This is a genomic window from Nonomuraea sp. NPDC001699, from assembly GCF_053596455.1.
The window spans coordinates 111,092-136,788 of sequence record NZ_JBSFGF010000006.1 but is presented as its reverse complement, the minus strand read 5'-3'; the positions used below and the strand labels follow the sequence as shown (position 1 = coordinate 136,788).

The following is a 25,697-nucleotide window of genomic DNA, read 5'->3' as shown; positions in this document are numbered from 1 at the left end:
CGTCCCATGTCGCCCGCGATCCCGCGGTCCGGTAGAGCAGCGAGGCCAGCCCGTTGCGCACGTCCGACATCGTTGAATCATTCACCAGACCCTCACCTTTCCAGGAACGGGTGTAGCGCAGGGTGGCCCGACTCACCCCGCCGATTCCGCACCTCTCCTGAAGAGGCGCACATCGCTCCAGTTGTTCTCGATGAACTCCAGGCATTCGGCACGTCCGCCGGGCCCGAACGTGACCGTCCAGCCATCGGGCACCTCGATGTCCACCGGCCACAGGGAATGTTGTCCGGCGGCGTTGACGAGAGCCTCGTACTCGCGGCCGTGGTCCTCGAAGGGATTGGTCATCACGCTTCCTCCGTTGTCGTGCCGATACCCTCACGCATCCGTCTCCTCGGCGGCGGACGCATGTGCGACGAGCCCCCGCAGCGCCTGGAACCAGCGCTCGGCCAGTGATCGGACGGCCTCTTCCGAGACCGCCTCCGCGGCCCAGGTCCAGATCGCCACCAGCCGCGGCCCGTCGGCCGAGTCCTGGGTGATGGCGTTCACCTCGACCTGGTGGGGCAGGGGCAGGTCCGCGGCGCGCGTGCCCTGGATGGCCTGCGTGCCCGGAGCGAGGGCCCAGCTCTCCTCCTCGTCGCCGAGCGTGATCCGCCCGAGATAGTTGAAGCCGATCCGCGGCCGTGGACGGCCGGCCAGGCTCGATGAGGTCCGTTCGTTCAGATGGCGCAGCAGGCCGAACCCGATGCCGTTGTCGGGGATCGCCCGCAGTTGCTCCTTGACCCGCTCGAAGGCGGTTCCCATCGCGGCCGTGCCGGCGCGCACCGCCTCCCAGTCCACCTGGCCAGGGTCGAGCCGGACGGGGAACATGCTGGTGAACCAGCCGACCGTGCGTGACAGATCCACATCCGGGACGATCTCCTCGCGCCCGTGCCCCTCGACGTCGATCAGGACGGCCGAGCCGGCGGCGCAGCGTTCGGGCCAGTGTCCGACGGCGAGCGCGAGTGCTGTGAGCAGTGCCTCGTTGATCCTTCCCCCCAGGGCGGCGGGCACCTTGGCCAGCAGGTCGCGGGTGGCCGCCGGGGAAAGGGTCAGTGTCAGATGGCGCGCGGTGGCGCCGGCCTCGACGTCGTGACCGCCGCCGAGCGGCGGGTCGGCGGTCTCCAGGACGTCGCGCCAGAGCTCCAGCTCCCCTTCCCGCGCCGGACTCGCCGCCTCGGCGCGCAGCCTCTCGGCCCACTGCCGGAAGGAGGTGGCCACGGGTGGCAGGGTCACCGGCCGGCCGGCGCCCACCGCCTCGTACGCGGCCGCCAGGTCCGGGAGCAGGATGCGCCACGAGACCCCGTCCACCGCGAGGTGGTGGACCATGATCAACAACCGGCCGGGGCGGGACGGACCCGCGGCGAACCAGACGATCTCGACGACGGCACCGGCCCGGACGTCCAGGCGGCGGGCGGCTTCCGACCGGTGTGCCGTGATCGTCCGCGCGAGCTCGTCGTCCGGGAGTCCCGCCACGTCGACCCGCCGGGCACAGGACTCGCCGGGAAGCCCGTCCGGCGGATTCACGCGGAGTGACCATGCGCCGCCGGCTTGCGAGAGTTGCAGTCGCAGCGCGTCGTGATGTCTACGGACATGCCCCACAGCGGCGCGCAGGTGATCGAGATCGAGATCGGCCGGCACGGTCACGACGACGCTCTGGCTGAACTCGTCGACGGATCCGCCGAGATCGCGAAGCCAGTGCATGATCGGCGTGAGCGTCACGGGGCCCGTCCCGTCGTCCGCGGAGGGCGTCGACGGTTCGCCGGCGTCCTCCACGAGGGAGACGAGCCCTCTCACCGTCTGCTGTTGCAGCAACTGCCGCGGACTGAACGTCAGCCCTTCCTTCTTGATCCTGGCCAGCAGCTGGATCGCGATGATGGAATCGCCGCCGAGGTCGAAGAAGTTGTCGTCGACGCCGACCCGCTCCAACCCGAGCACCTCGGCGAACAACCCACACAACAACTCCTCCCGCTCACTCCCCGGCCCACGCCCCGACACCCGATAATCCGGAACCGGCAACGCCCGCCGATCGACCTTCCCGTTCACCGTCACCGGCAACCGATCCAAAACCACCACCGCCGACGGCACCATCGCCTTCGGCAACCCCTCAGCCGCCCCCCGACGCACCCACCCCCCATCCAGCCCCACACCGGCACGCGGCACCACATACGCCACCAACCGCCGATCCCCCACCCGATCCTCACGCACCACCACCGCCACCTGCGCCACCCCCGGCAACCCAGCCACCACCGCCTCCACCTCACCAAGCTCGATCCGCACCCCACGAACCTTCACCTGGTCATCCACCCGACCAACAAACTCCAAATCCCCATCCACCCGCCACCGCACCACATCACCCGTGCGATACATCCGCTCACCCGAAACAAACGGACACGCCACAAACCGCTCCGCCGTCAACCCCGGCCGATTCACATACCCCAACGCCAAACCCACCCCAGCCACATACAACTCCCCCGCCACACCCACCGGCACCGGCCGCAACCACTCATCCAACACAAACGCCCGCAAATTCTCCAAAGGCCGCCCCATCGGCGGCACACCCTCCACCACCCCCAAAACCCCACTCAACGTCGCCACCACCGACGTCTCCGTCGGCCCATACGCATTGAACAACGCACGACCACCCACCCAACGCCGCAACAAATCACCACCCCACGCCTCACCACCCACCACCAACACCCGCAAATCCGTCAACTCCATCTCCGGCACCGTCACCAACGCCGCCGGCGGAATCAACCCATGACTCACCCGCTGCTCCACCAAAAACCGGCCCAACTCCTCCCCACCAAACACACCCACCGGACACACCACCAACGCCCCACCCCCACCAAAAGCCCACAACAACTCAAACACCGACGCATCAAAACTCGGCGAAGCAAACTGCAACACCCGACACCCCGGCCCCACACCAAACCGCGCCACCTGCACCGCAGCCAAATTCACCGCACCCGCATGCGACACCACCACACCCTTAGGCCGCCCCGTCGACCCCGACGTATAAATCACATACGCCGGATCATCCACCCCCAAAACCCCCAACCGCTCCCCCACCACCAAATCAGCCGACGAACAACCCCCCACCGGAAAATCAGCCAAATCCCGAATAACCAACCCCGCCCCCGAATCCGCCACCATAAACTCCACCCGCTCCACCGGATACGACGGATCCACCGGCAAAAAAGCACCCCCCGCCTTCACCACCGCCAAAACCGCAACCACAAACTCCACCGACCGCGGCAACACCACCGCCACCACACACCCCGGCCCCACACCCCGACCCACCAAAACCCGAGCCAACCGATTAGCCCACCCATTCAACTCCCCATACGACAACTCCACCTCCCCCACCACCAACGCCACCTCACCACCAAAACGCCCAGCCACACCCTCGAACAAACCACCAATGGTCTGCTCGGAAACGGCGAGCTCGTTCTCGTGCTGATCGGTCACGAGGCGGCGCCATTCGTCGGCGTCCAGCACGTCGAGCCGGCTCATCGGCGTGTCGGGGGCGTCCGCCACCTGCGCCAGGACCCGCAAGAACCGCGCGAGGAGCATGTCCGCCGCGGGCCTGCCGAACAGGTCGGCGGCGTATTCCAGCGTGCCGTGCAGGCCCGCCGGCCGGCCGCCGTCGTCGAACCGTTCGGCCACCTCCATCGACAGGTCGAACTTGGTGGTGCCCGTGGGGAGGACTTCCGTCTCGACGGCGAGCCCGTCCAGGTTCGAACGGGGTGCGGCGTTGTTCTGGAAGGCCAGCATCACCTGGAAGAGCGGATGCCGTCCCAGCACGCGCGCGGGGTTGAGCATCTCCACCAGATACTCGAACGGAAGGTCCTGGTGGGCGTAGGCCTCCAGGTCCACCTCGCGCGTCCGGGCCACCAGCTCCCTGAAGCTGGGATCGCCGCCGGTGTCCACGCGCAGCACCAGGGTGTTGACGAAGAACCCGACCAGATCGTTCAGCGCCTCGTCGGTGCGGCCGGCGATCACCGTGCCCACCGGGACGTCGGTGCCCGCGCCCATCCGGGTGAGCAGCGCCGACAGGGCGGCGTGCACCACCATGAAGACCGTGGCGCGGCTCTGCCTGGCCAGGCGCAGCAGGCCGGCATGCACCGAGACGTCGCACTCGAACCGGATCACGTCGCCTCGGCCGCCGGAGCCTTCCGGCCGGAGCCGATCAGCGGGGAGCGTCAGCTCCTCGGGAAGGCCGGCCAGCTTGCCGGCCCAGTACTCCCGCTGCCTGCTGATCAGGCTGCCGGGGTCGTCCTCGCCGCCGAGCAGCTCGTGCTGCCACTGCGCGTAGTCGGCATACTGCACGGGCAGGGGCGCCTGGCCGGGGTCGCCGCCGCGGCGGCGCGCGACGTAGGCGTGGGACAGGTCCTGGACGAGGGGAGCCACCGACCAGCCGTCGCAGGCGATGTGGTGAAGGACGAGCAACAGCACGTGATCGTCAGGGGACACCGTGAAGAGGGACGCGCGCAGCGGCGGCTCGGCCGACAGGTCGAACCCGCGCGTCGCCGCCCGCCTGAGCGCCTCGGCCAGCGACGCCTCCTCCACCGCGACCTCGGCCAGTCGCGGGCCGGCTTCGGCCGGGCTCAGGATCCGCTGGGCCGGGACGCCGTCGAGATCGGGGAAGATCGTCCGAAGGCTCTCGTGCCGGGCCACGACGTCACGCAACGCCGCATCCAGCGCGCCCACGTCCAGCCGCCCCTTCATCCGCAGCGCGATCGGCACGTTGTACGTCGCGGCGTCCGTCTCCAGACGGTGCAGGAACCAGAGCCGCTGCTGGGCGAACGACAGCGGCACGGCCCCGGCACGCGAGGTCGGGGCCAGCACGGGCCCCGAGGTCGCGTCAGGCGCGAGCCCTCGGGCCAGTTCGGCGGCGGTGGGCCGGTCGAAGACGGCTCTGACGGAAAGCGCCGTGCCCAGCTCGGCGCGTACGCGGCTGATCAGCCTCGTGGCCAGGAGTGAGTCTCCACCGAGGTCGAAGAAGTCGTCGTCGACGCCGACCCGCTCCAACCCGAGCACCTCGGCGAACAACCCACACAACAACTCCTCCCGCTCACTCCCCGGCCCACGCCCCGACACCCGATAATCCGGAACCGGCAACGCCCGCCGATCGACCTTCCCGTTCACCGTCACCGGCAACCGATCCAAAACCACCACCGCCGACGGCACCATCGCCTTCGGCAACCCCTCAGCCGCCCCCCGACGCACCCACCCCCCATCCAGCCCCACACCGGCACGCGGCACCACATACGCCACCAACCGCCGATCCCCCACCCGATCCTCACGCACCACCACCGCCACCTGCGCCACCCCCGGCAACCCAGCCACCACCGCCTCCACCTCACCAAGCTCGATCCGCACCCCACGAACCTTCACCTGGTCATCCACCCGACCAACAAACTCCAAATCCCCATCCACCCGCCACCGCACCACATCACCCGTGCGATACATCCGCTCACCCGAAACAAACGGACACGCCACAAACCGCTCCGCCGTCAACCCCGGCCGATTCACATACCCCAACGCCAAACCCACCCCAGCCACATACAACTCCCCCGCCACACCCACCGGCACCGGCCGCAACCACTCATCCAACACAAACGCCCGCAAATTCTCCAAAGGCCGCCCCATCGGCGGCACACCCTCCACCACCCCCAAAACCCCACTCAACGTCGCCACCACCGACGTCTCCGTCGGCCCATACGCATTGAACAACGCACGACCACCCACCCAACGCCGCAACAAATCACCACCCCACGCCTCACCACCCACCACCAACACCCGCAAATCCGTCAACTCCATCTCCGGCACCGTCACCAACGCCGCCGGCGGAATCAACCCATGACTCACCCGCTGCTCCACCAAAAACCGGCCCAACTCCTCCCCACCAAACACACCCACCGGACACACCACCAACGCCCCACCCCCACCAAAAGCCCACAACAACTCAAACACCGACGCATCAAAACTCGGCGAAGCAAACTGCAACACCCGACACCCCGGCCCCACACCAAACCGCGCCACCTGCACCGCAGCCAAATTCACCGCACCCGCATGCGACACCACCACACCCTTAGGCCGCCCCGTCGACCCCGACGTATAAATCACATACGCCGGATCATCCACCCCCAAAACCCCCAACCGCTCCCCCACCACCAAATCAGCCGACGAACAACCCCCCACCGGAAAATCAGCCAAATCCCGAATAACCAACCCCGCCCCCGAATCCGCCACCATAAACTCCACCCGCTCCACCGGATACGACGGATCCACCGGCAAAAAAGCACCCCCCGCCTTCACCACCGCCAAAACCGCAACCACAAACTCCACCGACCGCGGCAACACCACCGCCACCACACACCCCGGCCCCACACCCCGACCCACCAAAACCCGAGCCAACCGATTAGCCCACCCATTCAACTCCCCATACGACAACTCCACCTCCCCCACCACCAACGCCACCTCACCACCAAAACGCCCAGCCACACCCTCGAACAAACCACCAAAGGTCTGAATCGCGCCCTCGTTCATTTCCAGCTCCGTTCGTCAGAGTAAAAAGGTGGATCGGACGAGAAAAGGCTGCTACGGGGCCCGCACGACTCCGGTCTCGGGATCAGGCATCGGCACGGCGGAGGGAGATCTGAGCACGCTCATCGCCGAGATCATCGCGACCACGCAACAGGCGGCGCCGATCACCAGGGTGAGCGACATCCCGGACAGGAACGCGGACTTGGCCGCCGCGACCAGCGTGGCATCGCCCGTGTCCAGGGCGCCGGCGATGGACTCCCTCGCCGCCGCCGGGGCACCCGCCGGCATCGAGGACGTGTATTTCCAGGCCATCACGCTTCCCAGCACCGCCACGCTCAGGGCCATCCCCAGTTGCTGAACGGTGTCGTTGAGAGCCGATCCGACCCCGGCGTGCTCCTCCGGCACGACCCCCATCAGCAAGGTGTACGCGGCCGGGCTCGCCAGCCCCGCACCGACCCCCATGATCACCAGGCCGGCGGGGAGCAGGCCCCCGTCCGCGCCGCTGTCGATGAACGCCAGCAGGACGAATCCCGCCGCCGCCCCGGCGAACCCCGTGGCGATGAGGGACTGGTTGCTGATCCTCTTGCCCAGCGCCCCGCTCGCCACGTTGCCGAGCACGGACGCGACGACGTAGGGCAGCAGGTCCAGCCCGGCGGCGACCGGGCTGATCCCCCGTACGAACTGCAGGTACTGCGCGAGGACGAGCAGCAGAGCGCCCGAGCCGAAGACCACCAGGACGATCGTGAGCGACGCGCCGCTGAAGCGCCGGTCGCGGAACAGCGACAGCGGGAGCATCGGATGATCCGTGCGCCGCTCCCACCAGATGAACGCCGACAGCGAGGCGACGGCGAGCAGCGCCGCCACGAGTGAGCGCGGCGCCGCCCATCCCTCGCGCGGCAGCGAGATGACCACGTAGATCAGGGCGGTCATCCCCAGGGCCGATGACAGGACGCCGACCGGGTCGAGCCGGCGGGCGGGCCCCTTGGACTCGGGTACGAGCCGGACCGCAACGGCGATGACCAGCCCGGCGACGGGCAGGTTGAGCAGGAAGATCATGCCCCAGGGCGCGTGTTCCAGCACGAACCCGCCGACCAGCGGCCCGACGACGAGCCCCATCATGGCCGCCGCGCTCCACGCCGCGAACGCCTTGCGGCGTTCCCCGGCGTCGAAGACGTTGACCAGGATGGACAGGGTGCTCGGCATCAGCATCGCACCGCCCAGCCCCATGAAGGCCCGCGCGACGATCAGGTGCCAGGGCTCGGCCGACAGTGACGCGACCAGTGAGGCGCCGCCGAACACGACCAGGCCGAGGATGAGGAACCGCCTGCGCCCGTACCTGTCGGACAGGCTTCCGGAGGTGAGCAGCATTCCGGCGAAGGCCAGGGCGTAGGCGTTGATGATCCACTGGACGTCGTCCGGCCCCGCGCCGAGGTCGCCCATGAGCACGGGCACCGCCAGGTTGAGCACGGTGTTGTCCATGACGAGAATCCATACGCACAGGCACAGAACGCCGAGGACCCCCCAGCGCCGAGAACCGCGAGCCATCCTGCTCCTTCCTCCGGCGTCCGGATTACGGCAGCACTTCCATCTGCATGGTCGACGCGCTGTAGACCCCGTCGAAGAGCCGCACACACCAGCCCTCGTATTCGTGCGGCACGACCTCGGAGGCGGCCGTCACGGTCCAGGCGATGTCCCGCGACTCGCCGGGGTCGAGGTCGCACGGCGCGGACCAGCCCTCCGGCAGGTGCAGGAACTTCCCGGCCGAGATCGCGAAGCCCACCGTGCCCACGAGCCTTCTGCCCGCCTGGTTGGACCCCGCGTGGTTGGACACGGTGGCCGTCAGCTCGCAAGGCCGGTCGGGCCTGAGCCAGGCGACGTGCTCGGCCTCCACGGCGGCAGTGGCACCGGAAGTGGACCACCACAGATCTCCGCAACGCCGGCACTGGACCGTGGAGATCCTCAGCTCGGGCTCGATCCGATGCGCGAACGTGGCCAGGAAGGCGCTGTCCAGCTTGCACTTCGGACAGCGCTGGGGCTCGTCGCTCACCTTGCCGAAGGCAGGCAGAGCGGTTTGCGTGAAATGCCACCAAGAGGAATGGATCTGCTGGATCAACGACGTCACGACCTCGGCCTGAACCGCCGCCAGTTGCCCGGCCACCGCGGCCAGCTCCGTCTCCGGAGGAGCGGCACGCCAGCCACCGGCCGCGGCCTTGATCCCGCTGCGCAGCTCGGCGAGCCTTCCCTCCGGAACCTCGACGTCGAGCCAGCGCAGCCGCAGCAGCCGGGGGATGACCTCCGCGTTGAGGTAGGCCAGCTCGTCCAGCCCCCGGTTGTCGCGCTCGTCCGGAAGGGCCGGCCGCCGACGAGGCTCCGGCGCGGCGTCGGGGATCAGCACGAGCGTGGGGTCGCCCAGCAGCCCGAACCGCGACATCTCCCCTCCCACGAGCATGGCCTGCTCGTTGACCTGCTCAAGAACGTGGCCCAGCGAGCCTCCGGCGGCCAGGCCGGCTCGCATCTCGTGCATGAAGCCGGCGTCGTCGAGGTGCTTGCCGATCGTGCCGATGACCGCGACCGCCGTGCCGGCCATGAAGCCCACGCCGAACCCGACATCGCCGGGGAAGACGTTGTTGCCGACCGCCACCGACATGCAGCTCTGCGCGAGGACCACGCTGGCGTCGAGGTCGGCGACGGGGAGGCGCTGCTCGTCCTTGAGGTCCTTGCGGTAACAACCGGCTCCTCTGAGACATGACACGGCGCGGTGCTCCCCGTTCAACACGGGAAGGGGTTTCCCCAGGTAGTCGGATCTGCCGCACAGGATGGCGTCAGGCAGGTTCGCGCCGCACTCCATGCCATGGGTGCGCATCGCCAGAAGACGCACCGGCTCGTCCTTCAGCGAGAGGAGTTCGTCCCACGCGACCGCGTCGGCGCTGTCGGCCTCCTCGTCCTCCGGATGCAGGATCGTGAAGTCGCGCGCCTGGCCCAGGGCATGAAGGGTGAGCGTCCGGTACACCAGGCAACTGAGCGAGGAGGCGTCTCTGGCGGTCACGACACCGAGGCGCGGCGCCAGAAAGCCGGGCCAGTCCCCCAGGGCGGCGAAGTCGTCGACGAGGCCGACCAGCGCGATCGGCTCGTCCGCGTGGCGGCCGATCGCCCCGGCGAGCTCACTCAGGCCGAGGTGGGCATGCGGCCTGTCCGTCGCCCTGGCCAGCAGGACCGCCGCCGCCTCGCTCTCCTCGCCGCCCACGGACAACACGACGCCGTCCCGCGGGCTGCCGTCGATCGCCGGCCACTCCGGGCGTCCGCGACGCAGGAGCACGCTCCGGTAGCGCTCCACACCCGGTCCGTCCAGCACCGGGAAGGGCCGGCCCGGAGCCCAGGACCGGGACCGGGAGACCAGGGCGTCCCCGGTCGACACGACGATCGCGGACTCCTCGCGACTGCTCATCCGAGCCACCTCCTGCCTTCCGTGCGTCAAGCGGCTGACGCGCCGTCGAATCGGGCCGCGTGCAGGGCGAAGTCCACGGCCGCCTCCGCGTGCAAGCGGGCGCTGGGGAAGACCGGGATGCTGGTGTCCTTCTCGCTGATCAGCAGCTCGATCTCGGTGCAGCCGAGGATGACGCCCTCCGCGCCCCTCGCCGCGAGGTCGGCGACGATCTGCCCGAAGACCTCCCTGGAGGATTCCTTGAGCACCCCCCGGACCAGCTCGTCGAAGATCACACGTTCGACGACCAGCCGCTGCTCGTACTCCGGCACGACCACCTCGAAGCCGTTGGCGGCCAGGCGGTCCCGGTAGAACGACCCCTCCATGGTGAAGCGGGTGCCCAGGAGGCCGATCTTCCGCATTCCCCGGTTGCGGACCTCCGTGCCCACGGCGTCCGCGATGTGCAGCACCGGGACGGTCACCGACCGCGCGACCTGCCCGGCGACACGATGGAAGGTGTTGCTGCAGATGAGCAGCGTGTCGGCGCCCAGGCCCTCCAGCTTCCGCCCGGCGTCGCCGAGCAGGGCGCCGACCTCGTCCCAGCGTCCGGCGAAGATGAGCTCCTCGCAGCTGCTGAACTCGAAGGACCAGATGAGACTGCGCGCGGAGTGGGTTCCGCCCAGCCTGGCACGGACCTCCTGGTTGATGATCTGGTAGTAGATCGCAGTGGACTCCCAGCTCAGCCCACCAATAAGACCGATGGTACGCATATGACTCCATTCCGTTACATAGTCGGGGCGGCAGCCTGGAGGACGGTGTCGCGCGGACGAGAGGTCAGTGGTCGCCGTGCTGCCGCGTCGGGTGCAGGAGGCGCGGCTGAAGCTCCGTGACAAGGCGCTGCGCGGGGTCGTCGAAGCCGGTACGGGAGACGGTGACGGCGTGACGGCCGGGTGCCGCCGGGCGTGCGACCGGGCCGGCGTCCACGACCGCACGCGGCCCTTCGGCATCGTCCGGACGGCTCCGCCCCGGCTTCCCCCCACCTTCTTTCGCGGCCCGGTTGGACAGGAACGAACCGGCGAGCACGAGAAACATGCCGCACCACTGCACGAACGACAGCCGCTCGTCCAGCGCTATCAGTGCCACCACGGCCGCCACCAGGACCTCAAGGCTGGCGAGAACGCTGGCCAGCGGGGAGGACAGGCGCCTGACCGCGCCCATGCCCGTGAGGTAGGCCGCGATCGTGCTCACCAGCACCAGCCACGCGAGCACGCCGACAACGGGCACCTGCCAGCCGCCGACCGGCACGTCCTCCAGGAATGCCGCCCAGCGGATGTTCCATGGCGCGGCCACGGGGGTCAGGACGAGGGCGCCGCCACCGAGCCCCCAGACCAGCAGGCCGAGCACGTCGACTCCGGCCAGCGATTCACTGAGCAGGAAATACGTGGCAAGACAGCAGGCGGCGGACAGAGCAAACAAGAGGCCGAGCGGGTCGAGTCCCGCACCCGCCCGCACCTGCACGACCGACGCCAGTCCCATCGTCACCAGAACGGCGCCGAGAACGGCGTGCGAGGAGATCCTCCGCCGCCACATGACGCGCACCCAGAGCAGGACGAGGACGGGCGCCAGATAGACGATCAGAAGGGCGATGCCCACCGGTATCCGGGAAAGCGCGGCGAAGAACATGCCCTGCGCGCCGGCCACCGCCAGCAGACCGTACGCGGCCATGGCCGGCAGCACCGACCGGGGGACGCGCAGAGCGTCCCGCCGCCGCAGGAGCACGAACGGCACGAGCAGGCAGGAACCTATGAGCAGCCGAATCCACACCGCCTGCAGCGATCCCAGGCCGACATGACCGAGGGCCTTCGCCGCGACCCCGGCGAAGCCGAAGCAACAGGCGGAGGTCAAGGCCATGATCAGGCCCACGGCCCGCACTCGATGATGCACTGGACAGCCCTTCGACTAGCTCGTCCGGGAAATCTGGCGACCCACCGCCGCGGCGGTCCGCTCCCATTCCCGGGGTCCGGGAGGCAGCACGCGCAGGGTGAACTCCGAGTCGGTCAGGCCGGCCCACAGGGAGAAGTCGGCGATCGTCGCTCTGGCGTGGTCACGTACGACGACGGAGATCGGTACGGTCAGCAGCGGGGCGGCGTGGTGACGGAAGCTCTCCGCGATGGCCAGATCCCCGCGGAGCGCCGGCTCCAGGATCTCCACCCAGTCCGGGTCGTCCAGCAACGCGGAATCGGTGTCGCCGGCCCGCTTCAGGTAGTCCACCAGCTCACCGGTGGCCGCGTCGGACGGCGGATATCCCATTTCCGTCTCCGCGAGTGTCTGGGGCGCGCCCACACCCTGCACGATCAACATGCGCGGGCCGGTCTCCCCGGCGGCTTGGAGCCGCTGTGCGAGCCGGAAGGCCACCAGCGCGCCGAGACAGTCGCCGAAGAAGACCGACGGAATGTCCATGGCAGGGCCGACCGCCTCGTGCAGCGCCGCGCACAGGTCCTCGATGTCGGTGAACGGCGCCCGGCCGAAACTCCGCTCCCTGCCGGGGAGCAGAGGCACGCACAGCTCGATCTCCGGCGGCAACGCCTCGGCCCAGCTCGTGAACATGGCCGGGCCGCCCGCGATGTGCGGAAAACAGAAGAGCCGAGTTTCAGGAGCGGACGAACGCTCATGCTTGATGATCGATATACGCGTCATGCCGCGCTCCTATTCCGGATAACGTGTCATCGGGCCGCCGGGCGCCACCCCGAATTCCACGTTCTGGTCGAGCCCGGCAATCGTCGGCCACCGGTAGAAGAGGCGGGCCGTCACTTTCCCGTCGAGTTCGTCACGCACCCGATTGACGATCTTCATGGCCATGAGGGAGTTTCCGCCGAGGTCGAAGAAGTTGTCGTCCGCTCCGACCTCGGCCACCTCCAGCACGTCCGCGAATATCCTCGACAATGCCTGCTGCCGTTCGTTTTCCATGGGTCACTTCGTCCAAATGCAGGGCGGCTTCATCGATGAACACTTTAGGCAGCACCGGACGATTCGATGGGTAGTTCCATCGGCAGAACGAAGGCAACTCCCGCCCCCTCACGAAGAGGGGCGACGGTCTTACAACCGGCAGGCGGGGGTGCCGCCGGGCAGCCTGCTCCTGTTGCGCGCGATCCAGCGATAGACGAGAGCGGCCGGAGCGGCGATCGGCCGCAGCTCCATCAGCCGTCCGGCGATCGGCCACGGCCGACGTCCGTGCCGCAGGACTCTGGCGAACGCCCGCGCGCCCCCGGCGCGGGTCTCGGCCGGGTGCAGCCACCACACCTCGCGCGTCACCTGCTCGATCGTGAGCGCCAGCGCGTCGAGGTCCTCGCGCTGCCAGGGACGGTAGTCGACGCCGGGTGCGACGTACCGCGACAGCAGCCGCACCACCGAGGTGCAGAAGCCGCAGTCGCCGTCGAAGATGAGCGTCCCCCGCGGGTCTTGGAGCCGGTCGTTCATGACACATCCCTCGGAATGCAGGTCGTGACCACCGCGGCCACGGCGCAGGCGGCGCAGGCGGCCAGCAGGGCGATCGTCAGGCCGGTACGCGACGGGTATAGGTGCACGACGCCGCCCACCGGGACTCGGACGTTGTAGTTGGCGAAGACGGCACTCGTCAACGCGCTGGAGAGCGCGGCGCCGAGCTGCCGGACGAGGGTGTTGAACCCGTTGGCCGCGGCTGTCTCGGCAGCGGGGGCGGTCGCGGCGATGATGGCGGGCATGGCGAAGAACGCCAGGCCCAGCCCGACGCCGACGACGGCAGGGGCGAGAACGATCCAGGACGATCCCGACAGCGGGATGATCAGCGCGTAGCCGGTGCCGATGACTCCGCAACCGAGCAGGAGCACGCCCCTGCTCCGCAGCCTGACGACGATCCGCGTGGACACCGGGGCGACGGCCACCATCGCGATCCCGGCCGGAGCGAGCGCGAGCCCCGCCTCGACCATGGACCACGCCGCGCCGTACCCCGTACCCGGCGGCGCCTGCAACATCTGGGGCACCACGAGGGACAGCACGAACATCGCGAAGCCGACCAGCAACGTGACCACGTTGGTCAGGAGCATCGGCAGAGCGCGCAGCGTGCGCAGGTTGACGAGCGGCTGGCCGACGCGTGACTCGTACCGCGCCCAGCAGGCGATGACGACCGTGCCCACGACGGCGGCGCCCAGGATGGCGGGGCTCGTCCACCCCCAGTCGTGGCCCTTCGACAGGGCCACGAGAACGCACACCAGCCCGGCCGACAACGAGGTGGCGCCGATCCAGTCGAAACGCCCGCCGTGCCGGATGCCGCTCTCGGGCACGAAGAACGCGACCAGCGACACCTGGACCACGCCCAAGGCGACCACCAGCCAGAACAGCGCATGCCAGTCCGCGTGCTCGGAGATGAACGCCGCCAGCGGGAACCCGACGGTCCCGCCGAGCCCGACCGAGGCGCTCATGGCGGCGAGCCCCCGCCCGAGCCGCCGCGCCGGAAGCTGGTCCCGCATGATGCTCAGCCCGAGAGGCAGCGCCCCCGCCGCGCAGCCCTGCAGGGCGCGTCCGCCGATCAGCGTCGCCGCGGAGCCGGCGCAGCCGCAGATCACCGAGCCGACGACCATCAGGCCCAGGCAGTACAGCAGCACCCGGCGTTTGCCCAGCATGTCGCCCAGGCGCCCGCAGATCGGCGTGGACACGGCGGCGACCAGCAACGTCGCCGTCACCGTCCAGTACACGGACGCCGGCGTGGTGCCCAGCATCTCCGGCAGGCTCGGCAGCAGCGGGACCGGCAGGATGTTGATGAGCGAGACGGTGAAGCCCGACAGGGTGAGCGACGGTATGAACGCCCTGCTCCGCGCCTCACGAGGTGGGCTGTCAGTGGACGGCGGCGACGTCATTCGCCACCTCCAGGCGGCCGGCCACCGATCGGATGTCCGGCTCGGCCATGAAGTCGGCCAGCGGATACTGGTAGCCGAACCGCTCCCGCATCAACGTGATGACCCGCAGCGCCTTCAGCGAGTTGCCCCCGGCGTCGAAGAAGGACCGGGTCACCGGCATCGCGCGGAGTTCCAGCTCGGCGCACCAGATCTCGTGCAGCGCCTCCTCCACGGCGGTGACGGGCTTGTCCCCGTCGGCTGCCCCGTCCTCCTCCACAGGGTCGGGGAGGTCGGCGGAGGACAACTTCCTGTTGGCGTTCATCGGCAGCTCGTCCACGCGTATCCACTTGTCCGGCACGAGATACGACGGCAGCAGCGCGCGCAGGCTGTCGCGCAGCTCGACGTTCCACGGCCGCTCCTGCGAGAACGTCCCGGGCTCGATCACCACGTAGGCGACCAGCTGCGGATCGCCGGAGGCGTCGGGGCGTACGAGCACCGCGCAGTTCTGGACCTCGGCCAGCCGCCCGAGCGCCCATTCGGTCTCCCCGGGCTCGACCCGGTGGCCGCGGATCTTCACCTGCTGGTCCTGACGGCCGTGGAACTCCAGATCGCCGTCGGCACGCCACCGTACGAGGTCGCCCGTGCGGTAGACCGGCCCTTCGGCGCCGGACAGGAAGCGCCTCTTCGTGAGGGCGAGATCGTCGAGGTACCCGTGGGCGACGGCCACCCCGCCGACGTACAGCTCGCCGATCGCGCCGATCGGCACCTCCTGCCCGTTGCCGTCCATGACCTGGACGCGCACGTTGTCGATGGGCCGGCCGATCGGCACGAGCGGGCTGTCGAGGTCGGTGACCTCGTGACTGGTGACGATCACGGAGGTCTCGGTCGGGCCGTACTGGTTGAACAGCCGGACGTCCGGATGCGCGTCGAGGAACCGTCTCAGCGCGGCGGTGACGGTGAGCGGTTCGCCCGCGCTGAGGACCTCGCGCAGGGACGGCGCCTTCAGATCGCACTCGGCCAGGTGCTTCAGGGCCGTGCAGGGCAGGTGGAGCCGCTGCACGTCGTGCCGGTTCAGAGCGGCGCCCAGCGCCTGCGCGTCGCCGCGCACGCCTTCCGGCACGACGACCAGTGCCGCCCCGGAGGCGAGGGTCCCGAAGATCTCCTGCACGCTGACGTCGAAGGCGACGGAGGTCCATTGCAGGGTGCGCAGCGGCGAATGGTTGCGCAGTTGCCAGCGCGCCAGGTTCACCGGGCCGCGGTGTGGCACCTGCACCGCCTTCGGCCTGCCGGTGGAGCCGGAGGTGTAGACGCAGTAGGCGATGTCCTCCGGCGTGCTGGGCACCCGCGGCGGTTCCGCGGCGAACGAGGTGCGGACGGTGTCGTCGACCACGAACGTCGGCTCCCATGGAGAACCGGCGAAGCCTTCGTCCACGACCAGCAGAGCCGCCTTGCTGTCCTCCAGGCAGAAGTCGATGCGGCTCTTCGGCAGTGAGACGTCCAGCGGGACGTACGCGGCGCCGGCCTTGAGCACGGCGAGAAGCGTGATGATCAGATTCGCGCCCGGAGCCATGCGGACGGCTGCCCGGTCCCCCCGGCCGAGGCCCCGCTCCGCCAGGGCGCCGGCCAGGGCGTTCGCGGCCTCGTCGAGCTCCCGATAGGTGAGCCGTCCCTCGTCGCCGACGATCGCCGTCGCCTCCGGGGTGCGCCGGGCCTGCTCCTCGACGAGGTGGTGCAGGCACAAGGGCGGCTCGGGCGCCTTCGCCGGAGCCTGGCGGGCCTCCAGGGCGTCGCGGTCGGCCGCCGTGAGCCGGGTGAGCGCGGACAGCGGCGCCGTGCCGTCGGTCAGCGCCCGGTCGAGCACCTCACGGGTGTAGTCCAGGACGCGTGCCACCGTGGACGCGTCGAACAGCGCCGAGTCGTACTCGACCGCGCACCGCAGTCCGGTCTCGTGCCTGGTCAGGTAGAAGGTGAGGGCGAACGGCGCCCGGTCCGCCGGGGCGTCCACGATCTCGGCGCGCACGCGCGGCGGGTCGAAGTCGAGACCGGTCGCCCTCTCGTACTCGATCATCACGTCGAACAGGGGGTTGGCGCCGGCGACCCGCTCGGGGTTGAGCGCGGTCACCAGGTCGTCGAACGGGACGTTCTGGTGCTCGTAGGCGCGTGCGCACCGGTCGCGGACACGCCGTACCAGCTGGGGGAAGCTCGGGTCGCCCGTCACGTCCATGCGCAGCGCCAACGTGTTGATGAACATGCCCACCTGGTGCTCGGTGCCCTCCGGCCGGTCGGTCACCGCCGTGCCGAGCATGAAGTCCTCCTGGCCGGCCATCCGCGCGAAGACCGCGCCGAGCGCGCTCAGGATCACCATGAACGTCGTGGCCCCGTGATCGCGGGCGTACGACTCGACGCCCGCGGCCAGCCGGTCACCGAACTCGCGGGTCAGACATGCGCCCTGAACCACGTGAGAGCCCGCGACGGCGCGGTCGGTCGGAAGGGCGAGGACCTCGGCACCGGCCAGCTCCCCGGTCCAGAAGGCGAGATCGCCGGGGGTGTGCTCGGGACGGGCCGCCACCGAGGCGGCAAGCGCGGGAAGATCCGCGGGCCGACCGGGCCAGGCCCGATAGAAGGCCGCGAGGTCCCGGGCGAACACTCCGGTGGAGAAGGAGTCGAAGACCATGTGGTGCGCCAGCAGGAACAACAAGTGGCGGCCCTCACCGAGCACGGCCAGGGTGGCGAGGACCAGCGGCCCCTCGGACAGATCCGGCCTCCGCCCGCGCAGCTCCCGCGCCAGCTCGGCGTGCGCCTGTTCCACGGTGTGGCCGGTCAGGTCCACGACAGGGCACCGCACCGGACCCGGCGCGTGGAACGACTGCTGAATCCGGCCGTCGACCTCCCGGAACCGGGAGCGTAGCTGCGGATGGCGGGCGATCACCTGCCGCAGGGCGTCGAGCAGCACTTCGACGTCGAGTGCGCCCTCCAGCAGGATTCCCTTCGGCTCCCAGTAGTCGTGACGGCCGGGATACATCTGCTCGACGATCCACAGCCGCCGCTGCGCCGGGGAGGCCGGAGCGGGAGGTTGCGCCCGCTGCTCCACCTCTTTCCGCGCGGGTGGCGCGGCGGCCCGCGCCCGGAGGGTGGAAATCCCCGGCAGCCCCGCGAGCATCTGCTCGCCGGGCAGCCCGAAGTCGACGAAGCAGGCGATCTCGTCCACGCCGGCGGCGATCAGCGAGTCGGCGATCGGGCGGCAGCTCTCCGGAGTGCCGATCAGCGCACGGTCGCGGCAGTAGCGCTCGTACGCCTCGTCGAGCAGGTATTCCACGTCCGCCTGGTCGGCCTGGGTGACGTCCCCTTCGATGCCCAGGCTGCCGGCGAGGTCGCCGAGCAGATGCAGCGAAGCCCGGAGATACTCGCGGAACGGCCCGGCCGCTTCCCGGCGGACCCGGTCCAGGTCGTCGCCGACATAGGTGTGCATCAGGACGACGACGCGGCCGGCGGCCGGATCGAGACCATGCTCGGCCCGCGCGTCCCGGTAGCGGGCGATGTTCGCCGCGAGCTGGTCGACGCTCTGTGACATGAGGTTGGTGACGATGCCCAGATCGTTCTCGGCCGCCCGGCGGTAACTGTCCGGGTTGCCGACCACGGCGACGTAGAGCGGAGGCCGCGGCTGAACCGGACGCGGGAACAGCCCCACCTCGATGCTCTCCCCCGTGCCGGAGGTGACGGAGATCTTCTCGCCCGCCCAGAGCCGCCGCACGGTGCCGAGCCGCTCGACCATCAGGTCACGGCGGTCGGCGTAACTCGCCGGCGCCAGCGCGAAGTCGTTCGCGTGCCACCCCGAGGCCACGCAGAGGCCGGCGCGCCCCTGCGAGAGGTTGTCGACCATGGACCACTCCTCGGCGACCCGGATCGGGTCGTGGAGCGGCAGGACGACGGAGCCGGCGTGGAGCCGGACCTTTGACGTGCGGGTCGCCAGCGCGGCTGCCAGCACCGACGGGTTGGGGAACAGGCCGCCGAAGGAGTGGAAATGGCGCTCGGGAATCCACAGGGCGTGGAAGTCGTGGCGGTCGGCGTACTCCGCGGCGCTCACGATGTGGGCATATCTGGCGTTCGCGTCCTGGTCTGGATAGTTGCCGAAGAAGTAGAGGCTGAAGTCGCACGCTCCCGTCGCGGCGGCGTCCGGCCGCGACGGTGCGGGAGCGGTCGTGACGGGGACGGCCGCGGCGGGCGGCGGAGCCACGGCCCGAGCCTCCGGGGGCACGACCTGAGCCGGTGGCCGCGGCGCCGGTCGTGCGGCCAGCACATCGAGTTGCCGTGCGATCAGCCCGGTCACCTTGTCCACCATGCCCTCGGCCAGCCTGAGCTGCGCCGCGTACACATCGGTGAGCTCGGTCGCCGCGACGTCGGGCCCGTTCCCGGGGGCGGGCGGCGGCGGGACGTCCACCTCGACGCCTCCGGTCACGGAGTCGGCGAGCTTGCGTGGCGTGTCGGCCTCGTCGAACAGGGCGCGCAGCGGCACGCGTACCCCGAACTCCCTGGCGACCTGCCTGGTCAGCGCGACCATCGACAACGAGTCGCCGCCCAGCGCCACGAAGGTGGCGTCCACGTCGACGTCGCCGGGGGCGAGGCCGAGCCGCTCCGCCGTCAGCGACCGGATGATGGTGAGAGGACCGTTCACAGCTACCTTCTCCTCGTGCCCGGTGTAGGGGATGTCCGTGCGCTGAAAGGGATGGCCCGGCAGGGCGGCACGCCGGCCTTCCGCGGCGACCCGGCTCCACGCCACCGGGCGTCCCGCCACGTACAGCTCGCCCACGGCGAGCGCGAGCGCCTTGAGTGGTTCCGTCCCACGTCGCTGCGCCGACGACCAGTCCAGGTCCGGCGTCAGCCGGCGCCCGAGAGCGGCGAGCTCGTCTCTCGGGCCGATCTCCAGGAACGACCGGCATCCGGAGTCCCGCAGCGAGGACACGGCCCGGTCGTAGCGCACCGCGTTCCGCGCCTGTCGTACGAGGTAGCGGGGATCGGGTGCGTCACCGGCGGGCAGCACCGCGCCGTCGACCGACGAGACCAGCGGCACCCTGAGCGGCGACAGTGTGCGGGCGGAGACGGCACGCTCCCACTCCTCCAGCATGGGGTCGAGCAGGGCCGAGTGAAACGCCCGGTTCACCTCCAGGCGGCGCCAGTCCAGTTCCGCCTCCGTCAGGAGCCGTTCGCAGCGCCGGACCGCCGTGACGGTGCCGGAGAGCACGAACTCACGAGCTCCGTTGTGCGCCGCGATCTCCAGCCCGCTGTCGCGGGCGAGACGCCCGATCAGCGCCGCGTCCCCGCGTACGGCCAGCATGCCGCCTTCCGCGACGGACGATTCCATCAGCCGGCCGCGCCGCGCGGTCAGCAGCACGCCCTCGCGGACGGAAAGGGCGCCGCCCACGCACAGCGCGGAGATCTCGCCGAGGCTGTGCCCGCACACGTACTCCGGCTCCACGCCCCAGTCGCGAAGCTGGGCGGCGAGCGCGACCTGGAAGGCGAACGACGCCGGTTGCGCGAGGTCGTTGGGAAGCGGGCCGGTTCCCCGCCGGCCGAGCAGCGCGTCCGAGAGGCTGACGCCGGTGTGCTCCAGGTGGGCCTGCTCGCACTCGTCGAGCACGCTCCGGAACACCGGCAACGACGCGTGGAGGTCACGCGCCATGCCGTGGTGGGCGTTGCCCTGTCCCGAGAAGACGAAGGCCAGCGAGCCGTCCCGCGGCGGCGCGGAACCGGCTGCCGGGACCTGGCAGGCGCGTAGGGAAGGCACGAGTTCCGCCACGGACGCGGCGACCACGGCGGCGCGTACCTCGAAGGCGGGACGGCGTGCCAGCGAGGCCACCACGTCGGGCACGGTCACGTCCGGATGCCGGAGCAGCCAGTCCGCGATCCGGGCCGCCGTCCGGCGGACCGCCTCCTCGGTACGCCCTGACAGCGGCACCGGGTAGGAACGCTCACCTGACGTGGAGAGGACGCGCGCGGGCGGCTCCTCCACGACCACGAAGGCGTTGGTGCCGCCCACGCCGAGCGAGTTCACCCCGGCACGCAGCGGCTGCGAGCCTTCGGGCGTCCAGGGCACCGGCCGCGGCGAGGCGGCCAGGGTCAAGGGGCTGCTTCCCAGGTTCAGCGCCGGATGGGGCGTTGAGAGGTTGGGCGTGGGCACCAGTTCGCGGTGCCCGAGCATCAGCACCACCTTGATCAGGCCGGCGATGCCCGAGCACGTGTCGAGATGGCCGACGCTCGATTTGACCGATCCGAGCGCGCAGAAGCCCACACGTCCCGAGTCCGAGCGCAGTGCCCGGCTGAGAGCCTCGAACTCGATGGGGTCGCCGACCGGGGTGCCCGTGCCGTGCGCCTCGACATAGCCGAGGTCGTCGCCGCGGAGGCCGGCACGTCGCAGCGCGGTGCGGACGACGTCCACCTGGCCCTGCACGCTCGGGGCGGTGAAACCCGCCTTGCGCCGGCCGTCGTTGTTGACGGCCGTGCCGGAGATCACCGCGAGTACGGGATCTCCGTCCTCGATCGCCGCCGCGAGGGGCTTGAGCAGGACGACGCCGACCCCGTTTCCCGGGACGGTGCCGTCCGCCCCGGCGTCGAACGGCCGGCACATCCCGGTTGGGGAGAGCACGGACTCGGGATGGTGGACGTACCGCGAGTCCTGCGGCAGGTTGATCGCCGCCGCGCCGGCCAGCGCCATGTCGGCATCGCCGGCGCGTAACGCCTGGATCGCGAGGTGCACGGCGGTGAGAGACGTCGAGCAGGCCGTCTGGACGCCGATCGCCGGCCCGGTGAGGCCGAGCCGGAACGAGACGGTCGAGGCCAGGAAGTCGCTCTGCCTGCCGATCGCGGCCTGCATGGCGTCCGTGAGTCCTCCGGCCGGCCGGCCGCCCGAGGCGGGCGACTGGTACCCGAGCAGGGTCATCCCCTCGCCGGCGAACACTCCGACGCGGGCGTCCGCGCCATCGGCGGCGTATCCCGCCCCCTCCAGCGCCTCGTAGGCGCATTCCAGGAACAGCCGGTGCCCGGGATGGGTGAGGGTGGCCTCCTTCGGGCTCATGCCGAAGAACCGGGGCTCGAACGCGAAGACGTCGTCGAGCATTCCACGGCGCGTCAGTCCGGGAGAGGCCGTCGTGCAGTCCTTTCCCCGGCGCAGGTTCTCCCAGTACTCCCCGGCCGTGCGGGCTCCCGGGAACCTGAGCCCGATCCCGATGACGGCCACCCGCGGGTCCGGGGCGGACGGCCGCCTCGCGCCGCGGTCCGGTTCGCTCGTGCGCCGGTCGAGGAACGCCGCCAGTTCGGCGATCGACGGGTGCTCGAAGAGGGCGTGGACGGGCAGCTCGCGCCCGAGCACCTCGTCGAGGCGCGCGTGCAGGCGCACGATCGAGACCGAGGTCAGGCCGAACTCGTGGAAGGGCCGGTGGTCGTCGGCGCCCCCCGGATCCACGGCCACGCCGAGCGAGGCGACCTCCGAGCGCAGCAGGCGGAGCAGGTCCGGGGACGCGGTGGCGTCCCGCGGAGGTCTTTCCGAGGGCCGTCCCCGGGGCACCATCGCGGCCAGGTCGGCGCGTCGCAGCTTGCCGCCCGGTGTGCGCGGGAAGTCCTCGGGCGCCAGGGGCACGAGGTGGTGGGCGAACAGGCCCAGCCGGCGGACGACGGTCCGTCCCACGTCGCCGGCGATCTCGTCGGCCGTGCGGTCGCCGGGCGAGCAGGCGAAGAAGATCGCTAGCCGTTCGCTGCCCAGCGCCTCGTCGGGTACCCCGCAGGCCGCGACGGCTCCCCGCGCGACGCCGTCGACGGTCTCGACGACCGCCTCGATCGCCGTGCACGAGTGGTTCTCGCCGTTGATGACGATGACGTCCTTGTGCCGGCCGACCATCACGAGCCGACCGTCCAGGACGTACGCCAGATCCCCCGTGGCCAGCCAGCTCGCCGGCCCGCCGCGGCCTTCGGGGAACGCCCGCGCGTTCGCCTCGTCGTCGTGGAGATAGCCGGGCGTCACCCGTGGGGAGCGCACCTGCAGATGGCCGATCTCGCCCTCCGTGAGCAGCCGCTGCCGGTCGTCCACGATGCGGATGGCCGAGCCCGGCGCGGGCCGTCCGAGTGCGACGTAGGAGGCGCACTCCTCGTGCGGCACCTCGGGCCCGGCCGGCGCGACCCTGCCGTGCAGGCTCGACGAACGCAGCCGATGCACGCCGCCCGGCTCGCCGTACCGGCCGAACGTGATGCCCGTGCAGGTCTCGGTCATGCCCCAGGCCGGGACGAAACAGTCGCGCGGCAGGCCGTACGGGGCCAGCGCGTCGAGCAGGTCGTCGACGGCGCGTACCGTGATCTGCTCACCGCCGCTCACGATCGTCCGTACGTGCCTCAGATCCCAGCGGGGCCGCTCCCCGCCGCCCGCGAGCGCGGAGCACAGCAGCCGGAAGGCGAACGTGGGCGCCCACGCGTGGTGCGCCCCATGCGCGCAGATCAGGTCGAACCAGCGCACCGGGCGGGCGAGGACGACCTCCGGCGGCACGTGGACGTTGGTCATCCGCAGGAACACCGGCAGCACGTGGTAGAGCAGCAGGCTCGCGCTGAGGTCGAGGGGCAGCCAGTTGAGCGTCTTCTCCTGCTGCTCCCAGCCCACCATGTGCCGATTACCGGCGGCGAAGTCGACGAGGCCCGCGTGCGTCAGGGGAATGAGCTTCGGCTTTCCCGTGCTGCCGGACGACAGCATGAGCAACGCCGTGTCCGCCCCGCCGGGCGCGGGCGGCGGCGTCGGGTCCGTCACGGCCGCCCGGCACTCGGCGACGTCGATCGGGCGCAGATCGTTCTCGCCCGCCAGCGTCCGGACGCCGGCCGCGTCGGTCAGGACGCGAGGACGGCCGAGGACGTCACACGCACCGCGCAGCCGTTCGACCGATCGGGTGCGGGAGGCCGTGTCACGGCGCGCGTCCACGGGCAGCGGCACGAGCCCGCCCAGCAGGCAGGCCCACAGAGCGGGGAAGTAGTCCGCCAGGTCCAGACCGTACAGGACGATCGTGTCCCCGGGCGCGCAGCCGGCCCGCAGCAGCCCGGCCAGCACGGAACGCGCGGCTTCGAGCAGCTCCGGATAGGTGAGGACGGTGCTGGACAGGCCGTCGGGCGCGACGATCACCACGCCGTGGTCCGGCGCCTCGCTCGCGGCGCGCAGGAGGGCGCCCGCCAACGTGTCCGCGAGGGCGGCGCCGTCGTCGGCCACCGGCGGACCTTCCACCTGGGCGGCCGCGGTCGTCGTCATGGGCAAGTCGCCGGACATATCGGGGCCTCCCTCAGTTCTCTCGACGCCAGTAGGCGCCGTAGCCGTCGATGTCTCGGATCTCGTCCTCGATCCCGTGCCTGTCGCGGAAGTCGTAGACGGCGTCGCGGCAGGGTTTGAGGAAGTAGTCGTCGACGATGACGAAGCCGCCGCGGGAGAGCTTGGGGTACAGGTGCTCCAGCGCGTCCATCGTCGAGTCGTACAGGTCGCCGTCCAGCCGCAGCAGGGCGAGCCGGTTCATCGGGGCGGACGGAAGGGTGTCCTTGAACCAGCCCGGGAGGAAGCGGACCTGGTCGTCCAGCAGTCCATAGGCGCGGAAATTCTGTTGCACCGTCTCCAGCGGCACGCCGATGAAGTGGTTGAACTCGTGGGTGGCGAGCCGGGTGTCGTCGGGGTGCGCGTCCGGCGTGGGTTCGGGCATCCCCTGGAAGGAATCGGCCACCCACACGAGCCGGTCCTCTATCCCCCATGCGGCCAGTACGGCTCGCATCATGATGGTGGTGCCCCCGCGCCAGACGCCGGTCTCGATGAGATCGCCCGGGACGCCGTCGCGGAGCACCCGCTCGACGCATTCCTGGACGTTGTCGAGCCGGCGTAGCCCGACCATGGTGTGGGCCTTGCTCGGCCAGTCCAGACCCGCGCTGCGATTGACCCGGTCATAGGTGGAGCCCGGGCTCCAGTCGCTGGGCACGGGCGGGTCCTCGTAGATGACGTTGGTCAGCGTCTTCTTCATGAGATCCAGGTACAGCCGGGCGGCCCGCTCCTCGGGCGCCGCGGTCCAGCCGAGTTCGGTGAGCACCAGAGCGGCACACTCCGCGGGGTTCTCCATCGTGAAGAAATGTCCTCGCCCGTTCACGCGGCACATGCGCACCGGCCGGTCGACCGCCAGTTCCCAGTCGGCGGGATCGGTGTCCGTCGTGATGGGATCCGCCGAACCCGTCAGCACGGTGACGGGGCAGTCGAGCGGGCCGGTCGGCGGTGTGTGGCGATACTCCGACAGAAGCAGGCCGTCGCGGCGGACGAGCTCCGCGAAGTACTCGGCCGCCTCCCCGTCTCGGGCGATCTCGGGCGGCAGGCCGTCGAGCCGCTCAAGGAAACCGAGGGCCCCCGCGCCTTCGAGCGGCTCGTCCGGGCGCGTGCCCGGCCGCTGCCGCGGGGCGGGACATCCCGAGACGATCAACCGCTGAGCCGGGGGATGCCCACGTCCCGACAGCACGCGTACGGCTTCGTAGGCGATGAGCGCGCCCATGCTGTGGCCGAGCACCGCCCAGGTCCTGCCGGCCGACTCCTTCTCGATGACGCCGGCGACGTCCTCCGCGGCCTCCTGGATCGACGCGTACGGCGTCTCGCCCGCCCTTGCGCCCTTCCCGGCCAGTTCTATCGGCCGTACCTCCGCGCTGTGCCCGAACGGGCCGTGCCAGCCCGCGAAGGAGCTGGCAGATCCGCCGGCATGGGGAATGCAGAACAGAATGGAATGGAGATGCGTCAATGTCGTTAACCGTTCTCACGGGACGGGCGATGGATCGAGGGC

12 protein-coding genes are annotated in these 25,697 nt (G+C 70.4%); all 12 read right to left on the bottom strand.

The features are described from left to right. Positions 1 to 132: 132 nt before the first annotated feature. Complete coding sequence (locus tag ACWCSU_RS19975; RefSeq protein ID WP_397040820.1) at positions 133 to 342, bottom strand: MbtH family protein; 210 nt, start codon at positions 340 to 342, stop codon at positions 133 to 135. Positions 343 to 372: 30 nt separating this feature from the next. After that, positions 373 to 6,588, bottom strand: a complete 6,216-nt coding sequence (locus tag ACWCSU_RS19970) for an amino acid adenylation domain-containing protein (protein WP_449936604.1) — start codon at positions 6,586 to 6,588, stop codon at positions 373 to 375. Between the two features lie 51 nt (positions 6,589 to 6,639). Continuing rightward, positions 6,640 to 8,130 (bottom strand): MFS transporter, encoded by a 1,491-nt coding sequence (locus ACWCSU_RS19965; protein ID WP_449936601.1) that lies wholly within the window; start codon positions 8,128 to 8,130, stop codon positions 6,640 to 6,642. A gap of 25 nt (positions 8,131 to 8,155) precedes the next feature. Then, positions 8,156 to 10,030, bottom strand: a complete 1,875-nt coding sequence (locus ACWCSU_RS19960) for a hypothetical protein (RefSeq protein ID WP_449936599.1) — start codon at positions 10,028 to 10,030, stop codon at positions 8,156 to 8,158. A gap of 26 nt (positions 10,031 to 10,056) precedes the next feature. After that, entirely contained in the window at positions 10,057 to 10,776 is a 720-nt protein-coding gene (locus tag ACWCSU_RS19955) for an aspartate/glutamate racemase family protein (RefSeq protein WP_449936598.1), read from the bottom strand. Between the two features lie 64 nt (positions 10,777 to 10,840). After that, on the bottom strand, positions 10,841 to 11,929 hold the full coding sequence (locus ACWCSU_RS19950; protein ID WP_449936596.1) for an EamA family transporter: 1,089 nt from the start codon (positions 11,927 to 11,929) through the stop codon (positions 10,841 to 10,843). A 36-nt stretch (positions 11,930 to 11,965) separates the two neighbouring features. Beyond that, positions 11,966 to 12,703 (bottom strand): thioesterase II family protein, encoded by a 738-nt coding sequence (locus ACWCSU_RS19945; RefSeq protein ID WP_449936595.1) that lies wholly within the window; start codon positions 12,701 to 12,703, stop codon positions 11,966 to 11,968. Positions 12,704 to 12,712: 9 nt separating this feature from the next. Next, on the bottom strand, positions 12,713 to 12,973 hold the full coding sequence (locus ACWCSU_RS19940) for an acyl carrier protein (protein ID WP_449936592.1): 261 nt from the start codon (positions 12,971 to 12,973) through the stop codon (positions 12,713 to 12,715). Between the two features lie 129 nt (positions 12,974 to 13,102). Next, entirely contained in the window at positions 13,103 to 13,483 is a 381-nt protein-coding gene (locus tag ACWCSU_RS19935) for a thiol-disulfide oxidoreductase DCC family protein (protein WP_449936590.1), read from the bottom strand. Then, positions 13,480 to 14,898, bottom strand: a complete 1,419-nt coding sequence (locus ACWCSU_RS19930) for an MFS transporter (RefSeq protein ID WP_449936587.1) — start codon at positions 14,896 to 14,898, stop codon at positions 13,480 to 13,482. Before ACWCSU_RS19930 ends, ACWCSU_RS19935 begins: the two co-directional genes overlap by 4 nt. Then, on the bottom strand, positions 14,876 to 24,166 hold the full coding sequence (locus ACWCSU_RS19925; protein WP_449936585.1) for an amino acid adenylation domain-containing protein: 9,291 nt from the start codon (positions 24,164 to 24,166) through the stop codon (positions 14,876 to 14,878). The genes ACWCSU_RS19930 and ACWCSU_RS19925 overlap by 23 nt, the downstream gene beginning before the upstream one ends. A 13-nt stretch (positions 24,167 to 24,179) precedes the next feature. Then, on the bottom strand, positions 24,180 to 25,655 hold the full coding sequence (locus ACWCSU_RS19920; protein ID WP_449936584.1) for an alpha/beta fold hydrolase: 1,476 nt from the start codon (positions 25,653 to 25,655) through the stop codon (positions 24,180 to 24,182). Positions 25,656 to 25,697: the final 42 nt, after the last annotated feature.